The organism is Streptomyces fodineus, from assembly GCF_001735805.1.
Classification (GTDB): domain Bacteria; phylum Actinomycetota; class Actinomycetes; order Streptomycetales; family Streptomycetaceae; genus Streptomyces; species Streptomyces fodineus.
The window spans coordinates 1,585,143-1,600,716 of sequence record NZ_CP017248.1 but is presented as its reverse complement, the minus strand read 5'-3'; the positions used below and the strand labels follow the sequence as shown (position 1 = coordinate 1,600,716).

Below are 15,574 nucleotides of genomic sequence, written 5' to 3'. Positions count from 1 at the left end.
CGGTCGCGGCGGTCAGATGTCCTGGCCGTTCCCGCTGCCGGACGAGACCTTGATCCCCTTGAGGATCTCGTCGATGACCGACGTCTGCTGCCCGACGTCGATGCCGAAGCGCACCACCACGATCCGCTTGGCGTTGTCGGGCGAGGGGAAGGCGACCGACTCCACGTACCCGTCGGCGCCCTTGCTGGTGACCGTCTTCCAGCGCACCATGTACCCCTTCTGCCCGGCCACCGTCACGGCCCCGGAGCCCAGCTCCTGGTGCGCGGTGATGCTGCCGTAGGTGGTGCCGCCGTAGGACTCCTTGGCGTTGGCCGCGATGTCCGCCTTCGCGACCTGCTCGGCCGTGTCACCCTTGGTGCCCAGCGCCTCGGCCGGAGCCGAGTAGGCGCCGCCCGAGGTGCAGGTCTGGGCGGAGTTGCCCGGGCACTTGTAGGAGTCGTCCGAGGTCACCTGCGCGCCGACGCTGATCGTCTGCCCGGTCCAGCCCTTGGGCACCGGCAGGCTGATGCCGCTGACCGGGTCCGGCACCGTGCCGCCGCCCTTGACCTTGGGTGCCTCGGACTGGTTGGGCGACGGCGAGGCCCCACCGGACCCACCGGACCCGCCGGGACCACCGAAGCCGCCCGAACCGCCCGGTCCTCCGGGGCCCTTCGACCCCCCGGATCCGCCCGGCCCGCCGTTCTGCCCGTCCGCGGCTCCCGGCCGCGACCCGGCCCGGTCGGCGCTGCCGCCGTCGTGGCCCCCGGCGAGGAGGTACACGCCGACTCCGATGCACGCCAGTACCGCGGCCGCCACCGCGACGGCTATGCCGTTGCGCAGCCCGCGCCGGGGCCCGGCCGGGGGCGGGACAGGGTAGCCCGGATTCACCGGATACCCGGGCTGCGCGCCGTACGCGGGGGGAGCCGAGGGCGCCGCCGGGTGCGCCGGCTGCGGCGGGGGACCCCATGTGGCGGCCGTCCCGGCGGGGCGGGTCTGGTCCGTCCAGGCCTTGCCGTCCCACCAGCGCTCGGTGGGCGGACCGTCGTTCGTCTGCCCGGGGTCGGGGTACCACCCGGGGGGAGTCACCTGCGTCATGCCCCCACCGTATGAGGCGACAGTGAAAGCGGGATGAGAGGATCCGCCGCCAAACGGCCGGACCGGACATTTCGGCGCAGGGAATTTTCCTCCACCGCCGGCCAACGGCTCCCGATCACTGTCGCGTCGAGATCACGGAGGCGTACGCCTCGCGCGCACCCCCGGCCCGCGCGGATGCGTTCGGACGCCGAAAAAGGCTGTGTGACGGCGTGGTTGACGCCCCGTCCGCTGCTGACCGGCCGCTCCGGCCGCAGGCGCGTCGCCTGACCGCACCCACTTTCACCCAGGGGGGCAACAGCTGCCCCGACGGAGCACCACACACCCCACCGGACGGCTACGCTCGTGCTCTGTACGTCATTCGGGCGACCTGGGGAGGTAACGGGATGACGGAGGGACGGCCGCCGGGGCCCGCCGCGGCTTCCCTGTGGGAGCGGGACGCGGAGATCGCCACCGTCGCACAGGCACTGGAGCTCCTGTGCGCCGACCAGTCGTCCGCGGGGAGTCTGCTGGTCCTGCGCGGCGAGGCGGGAATCGGCAAGACCGCCCTGCTGGCCGAGACACGCCGCATCGCCGAGCGCCGCGGCTGCGCCGTGTGGTCCGCGCGCGGCGCGGAAACCCTGAAGTCCGTCCCGTTCAACGTGGTACGGCAGCTGCTCCAGCCCGCACTGCTGTCCTTACTGCCGGAGGAGGCGCGCGAGTACCTCGGCGACTGGTACGACATCGCCGGTCCCGCCCTCGGCATAGCCGACCCGCAGGAGGGCAACGCCGACCCGCAGTACGTGTGCGACGGACTCGTCGCGGCCGTACGCCGGCTCGCCCGCCGCGAGTGGCCGCTCGTGCTGCTGATCGACGACGCGCACTGGGCCGACACGGAGACCCTGCGCTGGCTCGCCGCGTTCGCCGAACGTCTGGACGACCTGTCCGTGCTGGTCGTGGTCGCCCGCCGCCCCGGCGAGGTCAGCGGTGACAGCGCCCGCCACCTCGACGCGGTGGCCGCCGCAGCGGGCCGCCCCGTCACCAACCTCAGGGCCCTCACGCCCGACGCCGCGGCGGGGCTCACCCGCGCCACCCTCGGCCGGCACGCCGACGACGCGTTCTGCCGCGAGGTCTGGGCCGTCACCGCGGGCAACCCCTACGAGACCGTCGAACTCCTCGCCAAGGTGCAGGACAGCGAAGTCCAGCCGGTCGAGGCCCGGGCCGGCGAACTGCGCGCCCTCAACCGCGCCGCACGGGGTGGCGGACTGGTCGACCGGCTCAAGGAACTCGGCCTGGAGGCCACCCAGTTCGCCTGGGCCGCCGCCATCCTCGGCACCGGCATCACCGTCGACATGGTCGCCCGCCTCGCCACCATGGACGAGGCCATCGCCGGGCACTGCGCCGACCTGCTGTGCGCCGCCCGCATCCTCACCGAGCCCGAACGCGTGGCCGGCGCCGAACGCGAGGAGGGCGAGCTGGAGTTCGTCCACCCGCTCATCGCCACCGCCGTCTACAACTCCATCCCGTCCGGCGTGTGCACCGCCATGCACGGCGTCGCCGCACAGATCATCACCGAGCTGGGACGCGGCGCCTCCCAGGCCGCCCGGCACCTGCTGAAGGTGCATCCGGACGGCGACGAGGAACTCGTCGAGCAGCTGCGCGAGGCCGCCCGCGAACACCTCGCCGTCGGCGCCCCCGACGCGGCCCGCACCTGCCTCGAACGCGCCCTGCAGGAACCGCCGCTCCCCGAGGTCCACGCACACGTCCTGTACGAACTGGGCTGCGCCACCCTGCTCACGGCACCCGCCGTCACCATCGAACACCTCCAGCACGCCCTCGGCGTGCCCGGCCTCGACGGCGACCGGCGGGTCGACGCGGTGGTCCGGCTCTCCCAGGCGCTGCTCCACAACGACCAGCTGGAGGAGGCCGTCCGCACCATCGAGGTCGAGGCCGCACGGCACGAGCCAGGACCCGTCAAGTTGCGGCTGCAGGCCGTGCAGTTCATGTGGGAGGGCATCCACGGCGAGACCGTCTCCCCGGCCCGCTCCCGGCGCCTGGCCGAGCTCGCGAGCACCTGCGCCGGTCGCGACAACGCCGAACGCGCCCTGCTCATCCTGCGCGGCTTCGACGCCATGACCCACGGCGAGAGCGCCGACGAGGTCCTGGAGCTGTGCGACCGCGCCCTGATCAACGGTCGCCTCGCGCCCGGCCTCGGCTGGACCGACCAGGAGTGGGGCATCGAGCTGCTGATGATGCTCGGCAGCGCGTACGCCTACGCCGACCGGCTCGACCGCGCCGAGAGTCTCTTCGCCGAGGCCCTGCGCGCCTACACCACCACCGGCTGGCGCGGCGGCCACCTCTCCCTCGCCAACGCCTTCCTGGGCCTCGCCTATCGAAGGCAGGGCCGGCTGCGCGACGCGGAGTCCACCCTGCGCGAGGCCCTGGTCCTCGCCGAACGCGTGGGCCGCCGCCTGCCGCTGTACTGGTCGGCGACCTGCGGACTGGTCGACACCCTGCTGGCGCGCGGCCGCATCGACGAGGCCTGGTCGATCGCCGAACAGTACGGCTTCGCACCGCCCTACCCCTCGACGATCGTGCTTCCCGACATCCGCTGCGTCCGCGGCCGGCTGCTGCTCGCCGTGGGCCGCACCGAGGACGGCATCCACGAACTGGAGGCCGCCGAGAAGACGGCCGCCTCCCGCGGCGGCCACAACCCGGTCCTCTCGTCCTGGTCGATCGACCTCGCCAAGGCCCTCGCCGACCAGAACCCGGACCGTGCGGCGCAGCTCGCCGCCGACGCCCGCAGGCAGGCCGAACGCTTCGGCACGGACACGGCCATCGGCGAGGCCCTGCGCTGCGCCGCCGCCCTGGAGACCGGCGGGCGCGCGGTCCAGCTCGCCGCCCAGGCCGTCACCTACCTGGAGGCCTCACCCTGCCAGTACGAACACGCGGCGGCCCGCGTGGAGTACGGCATCGCCGCCCGCTCGGTCATGGAACTCAACCGGGGCCTGGACCTGGCCCGGGCCTGCGGTGCGGAGGGGCTTGTGGCGCAGGCGAGGGAGGTGCTGGAGACGGGGCGGGGGCTGCGGTAGGCGGACGACGGTTGGGCGGGCGACGATATGTGGTCGACGGTTGGGCGGGCGACGATATTCGGTCGACCGTATGCAATACGTAGGCCGCGGTCGGCCGTATATCGCATACCGTCAAATTGCATACCGTCGGCGCCATACGGTCGACCCCACACCGTGAGCACTCACACCGTCAGCAACTGCTCCGTGACCGCCGCCAATCGCCTGCGTACCTCCGGGTCGTACGTCTCCTCGTGCGCCCGAGCCGGCCGCGTCCCGTCGAAGTACCCCCCGCTGCCCGCCTCCTGGGTGGCCAGCGCCAGCACGCCCCGGGCGCCGTCGGCGACCGAGTTCCGCGGGGTGATGTCGCTCTCGCGGACCATCGCCGTGTCCATGTAGGTGGCGGGGTGGAGGACGTTCACCGACACCCCGGTGTCCGCGAGTTCCCCGGCGAGCGTGAAGGTGTGGGCGGCGAGGGCGAACTTGCTGCGCCAGTACGCCGACCAACCGCTGTAGCCGCGGGTGAGCTCCGGGTCGGTGAAGTCGAGGGGTTCCTGGCCGGCCGAGCCGACGTTCACGATCCGGGCCGGCGCGTTGGCCCGCAGGACCGGCAGCAGCGACCGGGTGAGGACGACGGGCGCGAGGTAGTTCACGGCGAGCCGCAGCTCATGTCCGTCGGCGCTCAGCTCCCGCCCGGAACCGGGCGTACCGCCGCCGATCCCCGCGTTGTTGATCAGCACGTCGAGGTCGGGATGTGCCGCGCCGACCCGGGCGCCCAGTTCGCGCACCTCGGCGAGGCGGGCCAGGTCGGCGACGAACCCCTCGGCCCGGCCCTCGGTGCGCAGCTCCGCGACCAGCTGCTCGGTGCGCGCCCGGTCGCGGCCATGGGCGAGGACGACATGGCCGGCACGGACCAGTTCGAAGGCGACGTACCGGCCGAGCCCCGAGGTGGCGCCGGTGATCAGAATGGTGGACATGTTTCCACCCTAGGCACGGCTCGGCGCCGCGAGGGAGGTGCTGTTGACGCTACGCCCAGCAGGGTCACCCTCAGCCCTTGCCTTCGTCCTCCTCGGCGAGGACCCGCTGGGCCGTCGTAAACGCGGAGTTGGCGGCCGGCACCCCGCAGTACACGGCGGTCTGCAGCAGCACCGCGCCGATCTCCTCCGGCGCCAACCCGATGCGCCGCGCCGCCCGGACATGCAGTGCCAGCTCGTCGTAGTGACCGCGGGCGACCAGCGCGGTCAGTGTGATCATGCTGCGCTCGCGGCGGGACAGTGTGGGGTCGGTCCAGATCTCGCCCCAGGCGTAGCGGGAGATGAAGTCGTGGAACCGGGCGGTGAACGGCGTCTGCCGGTCCTGTGCCCGGTCCACGTGCGCGTCGCCCAGCACCTCCCGGCGCACCGCCGTCCCGCGCGCCGGCGGCCCGTCGAACTGGGTGCGCAGCGCGGTCAGCACGGCCCGCGGGCACTGCGCGGGTGCCAGATGGGATGCGCCGGGCAGCTCCACGAGCGTCGAGCCGGGCACGGCGTCGGCGATCTCCCGCAGATGCGCGGGCGGTGTCGCGGGATCCTGCTTGCCCGCCACGAGGAGCGTCGGTACGGCGATGTCGCCGAGCCGGTCCCGCAGGTCGTACCCGGCGAGCGCCTCGCAGCAGGCGGCATACGCCTCCGGATCGGCCTCCCGGTGGTCCCGGACCAGCCTGGGCACGGTGAAGCCGGGGGTGAACCAGCGCGCCTCGGCGCTCTCCACCAGCCACTCCATGCCCTCCCGGCGCACCCGTTCCGCCCGCTCCCGCCAGGCCGTGCCGTCGCCGAAATGGGCGGAGGAGCACAGCACCGCCAGGGAGGTCAGCCGGTCGGGGTGGTGCACGGCCAGATGGAGGCCGACGGCGCCGCCGAGGGAGACGCCCGCATAGGCGAACCGGTCGATGCCGAGCGCGTCGGCGAGGGACAGCACCAGCGCGGCGAGGTCGCCGACGGTCGCGCCCGGCCCGATCAGGTCCGGCGCCGACCCACCGTGCCCCGGCAGGTCCCAGCGCACCACCCGGCGGCCGGCCGCCAGCTCGGGCGCGACCGCGTCCCACAGGGCGTACGAGGTGCCGAGCGACGGTCCCAGCAGCAGCGGGGGAGCCGAAGCCGGTCCTTCTTCCAGGTGGTTGAGGAGTTTTGCGGTCAACGTCGCTCCAGGGCACGATCGGTGAGGGCTCCGGCGAGACCGGTGTACTGCGCGGGATCGGCGAGAGCGGCCAAGTCCATGTCCTTCAACTCCGGCTCTGTCGCTAGGAGTTCACTCAGTGGACGGTCCTCGGCATGGGCGCGGTGAGCCACTTCGGTGAGCAGCTCCCTGGCCCGGGCGCGGCCGAGGCGGGGTGCAAGGACGGCGGACAGCCGCTCGGAGACGATCAGGCCACGCGTGAGGTCCAGGTTGCGGCGCATGGTCTCGGGGCGCACGCGCAGGCCCTCGACGAGTTCGGCCGCGTCCCGGGCCGCGCCGCCGGCCAGCCGGAGCAGGTCGCGCAGCGGCTCCCACTCGGCGTGCCAGGCTCCGGCCGGCCGTTCGTCCCCGGCGGCGACACAGCCGTACAAGGTGGCCGCGAGCTGCGGGGCGCGGCGGGCCGCCGCCGCGAGAAGCGTGGAGCGCACGGGATTGACCTTGTGCGGCATCGCGGACGAACCGCCGCCGCTGCCCTCGCTCACCTCGCCGATCTCGGTGCGCGACAGCGTCAGCACATCCTCGCCGATCTTGCCCAGGGCCCCGGTGGTGAAGGCGAGGCAGCCGGCCAGGTCGGCGACGGGGGTGCGCAGGGTGTGCCAGGGCAACGGCGCTGCGGCCAGGCCGACTTCGCGGGCGAACGCCGCCGTCAGCGCGGCCCCGTCCTCGGCGCCGTACGCCTCGAAGGCGGCCAAGGTCCCGGCGGCTCCGCCCAGTTGGGCGGGCAACGCCCGTCGCACCGCGGTGCTGCGGTCCCGGGCGTCCAGCACCAGCGAGCGCCAGCCGGCCGCCTTCAGACCGAATGTCGTCGGCACCGCGTGCTGGGTGAGCGTACGGCCCGGCATCGGCGTGTCCCGGTGTGCGGCTGCCAGCCGGGCCAGCGCGCGCTCGGTGCGGGCGAGGTCGGCGAGGAGCAGGTCCAGGGCGCGCGCGGCGACCAGCATGGTCGCGGTGTCCAGGATGTCCTGACTGGTCGCGCCCCGGTGCACGTACGCGCCGTACGGCTCGCCCACCGCCGCGGTGAGGTCCGCGACGAGCGGGATCACCGGGTTGCCCCCGCCGCGGGCGCGTTCGGCGAGGGAGCGTACGTCGAAGCGGGCGGGGTCGGCGGCCTCCGTCACCGCCTCGGCGGCTCCGGCCGGGGCGAGTCCGAGCGTGGCCTGGGCGCGGGTCAGCGCGGCCTCGGCGGCCAGCAAGGCCCGCAGATACGCGGTGTCACCGGTCGCACGCGCGGCCGGGCAGCCGGCCCAGCCGGCGGCGAGCAGGCCGCTGTCGCTGTCGTCCGGGGGGACCTCCCGCGCGAAGGGCGGGGGAGTCACCGGTACTCCAGGAAGACCGTCTCGCCTTCGCCCTGAAGGCGGATGTCGAAACGGTAGGTGCCCGGGCCCTCGTCGCCGGCGATCAGCGTGTCGCGCCGGTCGCCCACCCGGGTGAGCAGCGGGTCGGCGGCGAGCGCGGCCTCGTCGCCCGGCAGGTAGATCCGGGTGAACAGGTGCACGAGCAGGCCGCGCGCAAAGACACAGACGCTGAGGTACGGCGCGTTGCGGCCCCGGGCGCCGGGCCGGAGCGTACGGGCGTACCAGTGGCCGTCGGCGTCGGTCTGGACGCGGCCCCAGCCGGTGTACTCCACGCCGTTACGGCCGAGATAGCCGCCGGTGGCCGGGTCGCGCCGGATGGAGCCGTCCACCTGCGGCACCGTGCCGTCGGGGTGCGGACCCCACAGCTCGACGAGGGCGTCCGGCAGCGGCCTGCCCTCGCCGTCCAGGACGTACCCGTGCACGGTGATCACGTCCGGGTGGCCCAGCGGGGCGATCTCCTCGCCGCCGCGGAAGGGCAGGGCGTAGCCGTAGAAGGGGCCGACCGTGTGGGACGGGGTGGGCAGCACCTGCTCCGGGCTGCTGGTGTCGATCTTCGTCATGGCGGTCAACGTCCTTCTTCGACCCAGGTGGCGGCCGGTCCGTCCAGCACGATGTCCCAGTGGTAGCCGAGCGAGAACTCCGGCACCGACAGGCCGTGGTCGTAGGTGGCGACCAGCCGCTGCCGGGCCGCGTTGTCCGTCACCGACTGCAGGATCGGGTCGTACGGGAAGAGCGGGTCGTTCGGGAAGTACATCTGCGTCACCAACCGCTGCGTGAACGCCGTGCCGAACACCGAGAAGTGGATGTGGGCCGGGCGCCAGGCACCCACGTGGTTGCGCCAGGGATAGGGGCCGGGCTGGATGGTGGTGAAGTGGTAGCGGCCCTCGGCGTCGGTGAGGGTGCGGCCGGCGCCGGTGAAGTTCGGGTCGAGCGGGGCGTCGTGCTGCTCGCGCTGATGGGCGTAGCGGCCGGCCGAGTTGGCCTGCCAGATCTCGATCAGCTGCCCGCGCACCGGGCGCCCGGCGCGGTCCAGCAGCCGCCCGGAGACGGTGATCCGCTGGCCTACGGGCTCGCCGCGGTGGTGCCGGGTGAGATCGTTGTCGATCCCGGTGATGTCGCGCTCGCCGAAGGCGGGGGAGTGCAGCTCCACCAGTTCCGGGTCGTGAGCGGTGTCGATGGCGACCAGGGGGTGCTTGGGGTGGCGGAGCGCGGAGGAGCGGTAGGGCGCGTAGTCGCGGCGCGGGTGGTGCTCTACGGGGGCGCCGTCGGCCACGCCCTTCTCGTACGCGGCGCGCTGGGCGGCGATCTCGAGGTCGACGTCGGCTTGTGTGAGGGTCATGGGAAGGTCCTGGGTGTCAGCGCCCCGCAAGGGACGCAGGGCTGCGTAGGGGACGCGGGGCTCCGTCGATATGCGGCTTCGCCGCGGGGGCGCGACCAATCACGGAGGGCTCGCGGCTTGGGCACGGCCCGTCCGCGGAGCGGCTGGCGTTCGAGGACGGGGGCGAGGCCCCGGCCGGCGCCGATGCAGAGGGTGGCGATGCCGGCGCCGGTACCCGTGCCGGTACCAGTGCCGGTGCCGCGGCGGGCGAGCCGGTGGGCGACCGCGCCCCCGAGCCGGGCTCGGTAGACGTCCTCGATTCGGGCCGCGTCGACGACGTGAACCGTGTTGACTGGCCTGGGTCTGTTGACCCTGTTGACCGTGCTGGCCCTGTTGACCGTGTTCACAGCATGTTCTCCGTGATGATCAGTTCAGCATCGGTCTTGGCGACGACTTCGTCCACAGGCACGCCGGGCGCGGTCTCCAGCAGGGTCAGGCCCTGCTCGGTGACGTCCAACACGGCCAGGTCGGTGATGACCCGGTTCACACAGGCTTTGCCCGTGAGCGGCAGCGTGCACTCCTTGAGGATCTTCGCCGAGCCGTCCTTCGCGGTGTGGGTCATCACCACGATCACCTGCCGGGCGCCGTGCACCAGATCCATCGCCCCGCCGATCCCGGTGACCAGCTTGCCCGGCACCGTCCAGTTGGCCAGGTCCCCCTCGGCGGAGACCTGCATCGCGCCGAGCACGGCCACGTCGATGTGCCCGCCGCGGATCATCGCGAACGACAGCGCCGAATCGAAGAACGACGCCCCCGGCAGGACCGTGACGGTCTCCTTGCCCGCGTTGATCAGATCCGGGTCGACCTGGTCGTGGGTCGGGTACGGGCCCGTGCCCAGGATGCCGTTCTCCGATTCCAGGACGACCTCGACGCCGGGCGGGAGGTGGTTCGGGATCAGCGTCGGAAGGCCGATGCCGAGGTTGACGTACTGGCCGTCGCGCAGCTCCCGAGCCGCCCGCGCGGCGATCTCCTCGCGGGTCCAGGCCATCAGCCGCTCACCGTCCGCCGCTCGATCCGCTTGTCCGCCGCCTGCTCCGGGGCCAGCGCCACCACCCGCTGCACGAACACGCCCGGCAGGTGCACCGCGTCCGGCTCGATCTCACCGGCCTCGACCAGCTCCTCCACCTCGGCGATCGTGACCCGCCCCGCCATCGCCGCCGGCGGGTTGAAGTTCCGCGAGGACTTGTTGAACACCAGATTCCCGTGCCGGTCGCCCTTCGCGGCCCGCACCAGCGCGAAGTCCGTGCGGATGGCGCGCTCCAGCACGTACTCCACCCCGTCGAACTCCCGCACCTCCTTCGGCGGCGACGCCACCGCGACCCCGCCCGAGCCGTCGTAACGCCAGGGCAGCCCGCCCTCCGCCACCTGTGTGCCCACGCCTGCCGGGGTGTAGAAAGCGGGGATGCCGGCCCCGCCCGCCCGCATCCGCTCGGCCAGCGTGCCCTGCGGGATCAGCTCCAACTCCAGCTCACCGCCGAGGTACTGGCGCGCGAACTCCTTGTTCCCACCGATGTAGGAGCCGGTCACCCGGACGATCCGCCCCGCCGTCAGCAGCACCGCCAGCCCCGAGTCCATCGCCCCGCAGTTGTTGGAGACGACCGAAAGACCGCCGACGCGGCGCTCGTACAGCGCCTGGATCAGCACGTCCGGCACACCGCTCAATCCGAACCCGCCCACCGCGAGGGACGCGCCGTCCGGGACATCGGCCACCGCCTCCAGTGCCGTGGCGACCACCTTGTCCATCCGTGAAGCCTCATCTCTGCGTTTATTAATCAGCGCACTGAGCATCTCAACGAGGTATGTCACACGCTGCCACCGGAGATGATGTCCGTCAAGAAGCTGACAGTTTGAGATTCCCCCGGTAGGTATGCGGCCCATTCGACGTTTATTGTTCAGTGCACGAACGAACCGATCGGGAGTGAACATGGCCGCGGTGGACCTCACCACCCATCCCGGGCACCTGGCCCGGCGGCTCCAGCAGGCGCACTACCTGCTGTGGAACACGATGGTCTCCGAGGAGATCACCTCGCCGCAGTTCGCGGTCATGAACGTGCTCGTCGCCGAGCAGGGCCTCGATCAGCGAACGGTGGGGGAGCGGGTGGGTCTGGATCGCTCCACCATCGCCGAGGTCATCAGTCGGCTCGGCCGCCGGGGGCTGCTGACCAAGGCGCGCGACCCGGAGGACGGCCGGCGCTTCCTGCTCCGCCTGACCGACGACGGCCTGCGCATCCACCGCAAGCTGACCGTTCGCACCGCCCGGATGAACCAGGTCTTCCTCGCACCCCTGTCCGCCGAGGAACAGACCGTGTTCCTCGACCTGATCCGCCGGGTCGCGGACGCGGCCGAAGACCTGCGCAACCCGGCCGAAACGCCGGCCGCGCGGGGCTGACCGGTCCTGCGGGGAAGTTTCGGTGTACGGCGTGCGGTGGCCGAGTACGTCGTGCCGGTCGTCAGCGCCGCCTTGCCCGGGGCGGACGGCAGCAGCGTGGCCGGGCGCAGGTAGAAGTTGTGCGGTGCGGCCTTGCCGGCGCCCCGGTAGCAGGCGGCCGGTGCCTCCTCGGGGGACCCCGCCATCAGCGGCGCCTTGTCGATCAGCGGCAGCAGTCTGTGCTGGGCGCCGCAGAAGGCGAGCGTCGGCCGGTCGAACCGGTGCAGCAGCTGCGCGCACCGTACCTCACGCCCACCGTGGCCACCCCGTTCGCACTGTGGGCCGATCGGGCGCGGGAACCGACCCCGACGGGCGGTGCGTGGCGATGGCCGGTGGTGGGCGCCGGCGGCCCGGCGGTGGGCGACGCGGGCGAGCCGAGCCGCGGGCGGCGGCGAGAGCCGAGTCGTGGGTGGCGGCCCGGACGGCGCAGGGACCAGCGGCGGGTCGGGCCGTCCGAGCGGTTCGGCGCAGGTGGGGGCGGGTACCCGGGCCATCGCAGAACGTCCACGCGACCGAGGGAGCGCGACCCATGAAGGCAGTCACCTGGCAGGGCAGGCGGGACGTCCGGGTCGAGGACGTGCCTGACCCGCGCATCGAGGAACCCACGGACGCCGTCGTCCGCATCACGTCCACCGGTCTGTGCGGCTCGGACCTGCATCTGTACGAGGTACTCACCCCGTTCATGACCCCGGGCGACATCCTCGGGCACGAACCCATGGGCATCGTCGAGGAGGTCGGCTCCGAGGTGAGGAACCTACGGCCCGGCGACCGCGTCGTCATACCGTTCCAGATCGCCTGCGGGCACTGCTTCATGTGCGCGAGCGGGCTGCCCACGCAGTGCGAGACCACCCAGGTCACCGGCGAGGGAATGGGCGCCGCCCTGTTCGGCTACACCCGCCTGTACGGCGCCGTGCCCGGCGGCCAGGCCGAGTATCTGCGTGTCCCGCAGGCGCAGTTCGGCCCGATCAAGGTGCCTGAGGGCCCGCCGGACGACCGTTTCGTCTACCTCTCCGACGTGCTGCCCACCGCCTGGCAGGCCGTCGAGTACGCCGCCGTCCCGCCCGGCGGCACCCTCGCCGTCCTCGGCCTCGGACCGATCGGCGACATGTCCTGCAGGATCGCGAAGGCGCGCGGCGCGGAGCGGGTGTTCGGCATCGACCTCGTGCCGGAACGGCTCGCGCGGGCCGACCGGAACGGCGTGGAGACGTACGACCTCAGGGCCTTCGACGACGAGAAGGCACTGGTCCAGGCGATCCGCGACGAGACCGGCGGCCGGGGCCCGGACGCCGTGATCGACGCCGTCGGCACCGAGGCCCACGGCAGCGCCGCCGCCAGGCTCGCCCAGACGGCCACCGGGCTGTTGCCCCGCAAACTCAGCGGACCCCTCGCGGAACGCTTCAGCGTCGACCGGCTCGGCGCCCTGTACATGGCGATCGACCTGGTACGGCGCGGCGGCACCCTCTCGCTGAGCGGCGTGTACGGCGGCACGGCCGACCCGATGCCGATGCTCACCCTGTTCGACAAGCAGATCCAGCTGCGCATGGGCCAGGCCAATGTCCGCCGCTGGAGCGACCGGATCATGCCCTACCTCACCGATGAGGACCCCCTCGGCGTCGAGGGCTTCGCCACCCATCGGCTGCCGCTCGCCGAGGCACCGCACGCCTACGACATGTTCCAGCACAAGCAGGACGGCGCCATCAAGATCCTCATGCAGCCGTAACCCCCTCCCGTAGCCCTGGCTCAGCCGCGGTCCTTCTCGCCGAGGATCTCCGCCAGGTCGTAGCGCACCGGCTCCTCCAGCTGGGCATAGGTGCAGCTCTCCGGTGTGCGGTCCGGGCGCCAGCGGCGGAAGCGGGCGGTGTGCCGGAAGCGCTGCCCGTTCTCCATGTGGTCGTAGGCCACCTCGGCCACCCGCTCCGGCCTGAGCGGCACCCAGGACAGGTCCTTCTTGCCGGACCAGCGGCTCGGTGCGCCTGGCAGCCGGGCCGTCTCGTGGGCGGCCTCGTCCGACCAGGCCGCCCACGGATGCCCGGCCACGTCGTCCATGCGCAGTGACTCCAGTTCCTCGACCAGTTCGGCCCGTCTCTTCATGGCGAAGGCGGCCGACACGCCCACGTGCTGGAGCCGGCCGTGGGCGTCGTACAGCCCCAGCAGCAGCGAGCCGACCACCGGGCCGCTCTTGTGGAAGCGGTACCCGGCCACGACCACATCCGCCGTCCGCTCGTGCTTGATCTTGAACATGGCCCGCTCGTCCTGCAGATAGCGCAGGGTGAGCGGTTTGGCGACCACCCCGTCGAGTCCGGCGCCCTCGTACTGCTCGAACCACTGCTGCGCCACATCGAGGTCCGTCGTCGAGGGCGCCACATGCACCGGCGGCGTCGCCTCGGCGAGCGCCCGCTCCAGCTGCGCCCGGCGGTCGGTCAGGGGCGCGCCCAACAGCGACTCGTCGCCCAGCGCGAGCAGGTCGAAGGCGACGAAGGAGGCCGGGGTCTTCTCCGCGAGCATCCGCACCCGGGAGTCGGCCGGATGGATCCGCTCGGTCAGCGCGTCGAAGTCCAGATGGCCCTCCCGCGCGATCACGATCTCCCCGTCCAGCACGCACCGCTCGGGCACCCGCTCCTTCAGCGCCGCGACCAGCTCGGGAAAGTACCTGGTCAACGGCTTTCCGGTACGGCTGCCCAGCTCGACCTCGGCCCCGTCCCGGAACGCGATCGAGCGGAACCCGTCCCACTTCGCCTCGTAGTGCATGCCCGGCGGGATCCTTGCCACGGACTTGGCGAGCATGGGCTTCACGGGCGGCATCACCGGCAGATCCATGGTCCGATTCTGCTCGCATACATCCTCTGCTGCCCGGTATGCGAGGTGTGCGGGGTACGCCTACCGTGGCCGCATGGGTGCTGAGGTGGAACTGGAGGTGGCCGGCCGGACCGTACGGCTGTCCAGTCCCGACAAGGTCTTCTTCCCGGAGCGGGGCTTCACCAAGCTGGACCTCGCGCAGTACTACGTCGCCGTCGGCCCCGGCATCCTGCGCGCGCTGCGCAACCGTCCCACCACCCTGGAGCGCTACCCGGACGGCGTGGGCGGCGAGTGGTTCTACCAGAAGCGGGCGCCCAAGGGCATGCCCGACTGGATCCCGACCGCCCACATCACCTTTCCCAGCGGCCGAAGCGCCGACGAGATGTGCCCCACCGAGCAGGCCGCCGTCGTGTGGGCCGCCCAGTACGGCACTCTCACCTTCCACCCCTGGCCGGTGCGCGCCACGGACGTCGACAGTCCCGACGAACTCCGTATCGACCTCGACCCGCAGCCCGGCACCGACTACGCCGACGCGGTCCGCGCCGCCCATGAACTGCGCGCCGTCCTGGACGAGTTCGGCGGACTGCGCGGCTGGCCGAAGACCTCCGGCGGCCGTGGCCTGCATGTCTTCGTCCCGATCGAGCCGCGCTGGACCTTCACTCAGGTGCGGCGCGCCGCGATCGCCGTCGGGCGGGAGATGGAACGCCGGATGCCCGAGCACGTGACGATCAAGTGGTGGAAGGAGGAGCGGGGCCGCCGTATCTTCCTGGACTACAACCAGACCGCCCGCGACCGCACCATCGCCTCCGCCTACTCCGTGCGCCCCCGCCCGAACGCCCCCGTCTCGGCACCCCTGCGCTGGGAGGAGGTCGGCGTCGCGCACCCGGCCGACTTCGACCTGGCCACCATGCCGGCCCGTTTCGCCGAACTCGGCGACGTGCACGCCGGCATGGACGACCACGCCTACTCCCTCGACGCCCTGCTGGAACTGGCCCGTCGCGACGAACACGACCACGGCCTGGGCGATCTGCCGTACCCGCCGGAGTACCCGAAGATGCCCGGCGAACCGAAGCGGGTCCAGCCCAGCCGGGCCCGGCGGAAGGATGCATCCTGAGGGCGTCCCCGCCCCGCCGCAGGCAGCACGAAGCGGGCCGCAACACGCCGGCTTGATGCCGCCTTTCCCCGAACCCGCTGCTCGCGCACTCCGGCCGCCCAGCGGTACGGCCCCTCGATTCCCCCTGAACACCCTGTCCCCCCCCGTGATCCATGGCGCCCCTCCGCCACT

13 protein-coding genes are annotated in these 15,574 nt (G+C 72.6%); 4 read left to right on the top strand and 9 right to left on the bottom strand.

Annotated features, from left to right (window positions below; translation table 11 throughout):
• Positions 1–12: 12 nt before the first annotated feature.
• Entirely contained in the window at positions 13–1,074 is a 1,062-nt protein-coding gene (locus BFF78_RS06745; protein WP_069777438.1) for a DUF2510 domain-containing protein, read from the bottom strand.
• 383 nt (positions 1,075–1,457) lie between these two features.
• On the opposite strand from BFF78_RS06745, the gene BFF78_RS06740 reads away from it, so the two are divergent.
• The gene (locus tag BFF78_RS06740) at positions 1,458–4,142 is read left to right on the top strand and encodes an ATP-binding protein (protein ID WP_069777437.1); all 2,685 of its coding nucleotides are present in this window, start codon (positions 1,458–1,460) and stop codon (positions 4,140–4,142) included.
• A gap of 161 nt (positions 4,143–4,303) precedes the next feature.
• Here the strand turns inward: BFF78_RS06740 and BFF78_RS06735 are convergent, their stop codons facing one another.
• The 7 genes from BFF78_RS06735 to BFF78_RS06705 form a co-directional block, all read right to left on the bottom strand.
• Positions 4,304–5,095: an SDR family NAD(P)-dependent oxidoreductase gene (locus BFF78_RS06735; protein ID WP_069777436.1), complete on the bottom strand. Its 792-nt coding sequence runs from the start codon at positions 5,093–5,095 to the stop codon at positions 4,304–4,306.
• 70 nt (positions 5,096–5,165) lie between these two features.
• Positions 5,166–6,293 carry a bifunctional 3-oxoadipate enol-lactonase/4-carboxymuconolactone decarboxylase PcaDC gene (pcaDC, locus tag BFF78_RS06730; protein WP_069777435.1) on the bottom strand — a complete coding sequence of 376 codons (1,128 nt, stop codon included), beginning with the start codon at positions 6,291–6,293 and terminating at the stop codon, positions 5,166–5,168.
• On the bottom strand, positions 6,290–7,648 hold the full coding sequence (gene pcaB / locus BFF78_RS06725) for a 3-carboxy-cis,cis-muconate cycloisomerase (RefSeq protein ID WP_069777434.1): 1,359 nt from the start codon (positions 7,646–7,648) through the stop codon (positions 6,290–6,292). Before pcaB ends, pcaDC begins: the two co-directional genes overlap by 4 nt.
• A complete protein-coding gene (pcaG, locus tag BFF78_RS06720) occupies positions 7,645–8,247 on the bottom strand; it encodes a protocatechuate 3,4-dioxygenase subunit alpha (protein WP_069777433.1) in 603 nt (200 codons plus the stop codon). The genes pcaB and pcaG overlap by 4 nt, the downstream gene beginning before the upstream one ends.
• A 5-nt stretch (positions 8,248–8,252) precedes the next feature.
• A complete protein-coding gene (gene pcaH, locus BFF78_RS06715) occupies positions 8,253–9,026 on the bottom strand; it encodes a protocatechuate 3,4-dioxygenase subunit beta (protein WP_069777432.1) in 774 nt (257 codons plus the stop codon).
• A 382-nt stretch (positions 9,027–9,408) separates the two neighbouring features.
• Positions 9,409–10,053: a CoA transferase subunit B gene (locus BFF78_RS06710; protein ID WP_069777431.1), complete on the bottom strand. Its 645-nt coding sequence runs from the start codon at positions 10,051–10,053 to the stop codon at positions 9,409–9,411.
• Positions 10,053–10,808 (bottom strand): CoA transferase subunit A, encoded by a 756-nt coding sequence (locus BFF78_RS06705; protein ID WP_069777430.1) that lies wholly within the window; start codon positions 10,806–10,808, stop codon positions 10,053–10,055. Before BFF78_RS06705 ends, BFF78_RS06710 begins: the two co-directional genes overlap by 1 nt.
• Positions 10,809–10,989: 181 nt before the next feature.
• Here BFF78_RS06705 and BFF78_RS06700 point away from each other — a divergent pair, with 181 nt between their 5' ends.
• Both BFF78_RS06700 and BFF78_RS06695 read left to right on the top strand, forming a co-directional pair.
• Positions 10,990–11,454, top strand: a complete 465-nt coding sequence (locus BFF78_RS06700) for a MarR family winged helix-turn-helix transcriptional regulator (RefSeq protein WP_069783423.1) — start codon at positions 10,990–10,992, stop codon at positions 11,452–11,454.
• Between the two features lie 568 nt (positions 11,455–12,022).
• Complete coding sequence (locus BFF78_RS06695) at positions 12,023–13,213, top strand: zinc-dependent alcohol dehydrogenase (protein WP_069777429.1); 1,191 nt, start codon at positions 12,023–12,025, stop codon at positions 13,211–13,213.
• A 20-nt stretch (positions 13,214–13,233) separates the two neighbouring features.
• Here the strand turns inward: BFF78_RS06695 and BFF78_RS06690 are convergent, their stop codons facing one another.
• Positions 13,234–14,310: an ATP-dependent DNA ligase gene (locus BFF78_RS06690; RefSeq protein ID WP_069777428.1), complete on the bottom strand. Its 1,077-nt coding sequence runs from the start codon at positions 14,308–14,310 to the stop codon at positions 13,234–13,236.
• Between the two features lie 73 nt (positions 14,311–14,383).
• Here BFF78_RS06690 and ligD point away from each other — a divergent pair, with 73 nt between their 5' ends.
• Complete coding sequence (ligD, locus tag BFF78_RS06685; protein WP_193433423.1) at positions 14,384–15,403, top strand: non-homologous end-joining DNA ligase; 1,020 nt, start codon at positions 14,384–14,386, stop codon at positions 15,401–15,403.
• Positions 15,404–15,574 lie beyond the last annotated feature (171 nt).

Bases quoted from the DNA above. Each gene is read 5' to 3' on its own strand.
- pcaH (WP_069777432.1), bottom strand. From the start codon at position 9,026: ATGACCCTCACACAAGCCGACGTCGACCTCGAGATCGCCGCCCAGCGC.
- BFF78_RS06745 (WP_069777438.1), bottom strand. From the start codon at position 1,074: ATGACGCAGGTGACTCCCCCCGGGTGGTACCCCGACCCCGGGCAGACG.
- BFF78_RS06740 (WP_069777437.1), top strand. From the start codon at position 1,458: ATGACGGAGGGACGGCCGCCGGGGCCCGCCGCGGCTTCCCTGTGGGAG.
- BFF78_RS06705 (WP_069777430.1), bottom strand. From the start codon at position 10,808: ATGGACAAGGTGGTCGCCACGGCACTGGAGGCGGTGGCCGATGTCCCG.
- BFF78_RS06735 (WP_069777436.1), bottom strand. From the start codon at position 5,095: ATGTCCACCATTCTGATCACCGGCGCCACCTCGGGGCTCGGCCGGTAC.
- BFF78_RS06700 (WP_069783423.1), top strand. From the start codon at position 10,990: ATGGCCGCGGTGGACCTCACCACCCATCCCGGGCACCTGGCCCGGCGG.
- BFF78_RS06695 (WP_069777429.1), top strand. From the start codon at position 12,023: ATGAAGGCAGTCACCTGGCAGGGCAGGCGGGACGTCCGGGTCGAGGAC.
- BFF78_RS06690 (WP_069777428.1), bottom strand. From the start codon at position 14,310: ATGGATCTGCCGGTGATGCCGCCCGTGAAGCCCATGCTCGCCAAGTCC.
- ligD (WP_193433423.1), top strand. From the start codon at position 14,384: ATGGGTGCTGAGGTGGAACTGGAGGTGGCCGGCCGGACCGTACGGCTG.
- BFF78_RS06710 (WP_069777431.1), bottom strand. From the start codon at position 10,053: ATGGCCTGGACCCGCGAGGAGATCGCCGCGCGGGCGGCTCGGGAGCTG.
- pcaG (WP_069777433.1), bottom strand. From the start codon at position 8,247: ATGACGAAGATCGACACCAGCAGCCCGGAGCAGGTGCTGCCCACCCCG.